Here is a 560-nt window from a genome sequence, read left to right on the forward strand (position 1 = left end):
TTGTTAGATTATTAGATTATTAGATTATTAGATGTAAGATATTTAGATGTCAGATTATGAGTTGGTTGGACAATTTAACAACCTAACAACTCTAACAATCTAACAATCCAACAATTCTAATAACCTAATAGCCTAATAACCTAACAACCCTAACAATCCAACAATTCTAATAACCTAATAGCCTAATAACCTAATAACCTAATAGCCTAATAACCTAATAGCCTAATAACCTAATAGCCTAATTGCCTAATCGCCTAATCGCCTAATCGCCTAATCGCCTAACACCCAAGTACCTGGGGACAGACAAGACCATAGACAGGGAATAAAGCCACCAATGGAAAGCCTGCGGTGTGAAATAGAGTCCCGTAGCTCAGTTGGTTAGAGCACTACACTGATAATGTAGGGGTCGGCAGTTCAAGTCTGCCCGGGACTACGGAATAGGGGATAGTTTTTAGTGGTTAGTGGTTAGTTTTTAGTGAATAGTGGATAGTGGATAGTTTTTAGAGAATAGATAGAAAACTCAGAACTCAATAACTCAAAACACAGAACCCAAAACTCAA

General features: G+C 37.3%; 1 tRNA gene. It reads left to right on the forward strand.

Annotation, left to right across the window (positions count from 1 at the left end):
* Positions 1-359 precede the first annotated feature (359 nt).
* Positions 360-433, forward strand: a tRNA-Ile gene (locus ATH1_RS0117520).
* Positions 434-560 lie beyond the last annotated feature (127 nt).

Origin of the sequence: Anaerophaga thermohalophila DSM 12881 (assembly GCF_000191885.1) — a bacterium.
In the GTDB taxonomy this organism is placed as follows: Bacteria; Bacteroidota; Bacteroidia; order Bacteroidales; family Marinilabiliaceae; genus Anaerophaga; species Anaerophaga thermohalophila.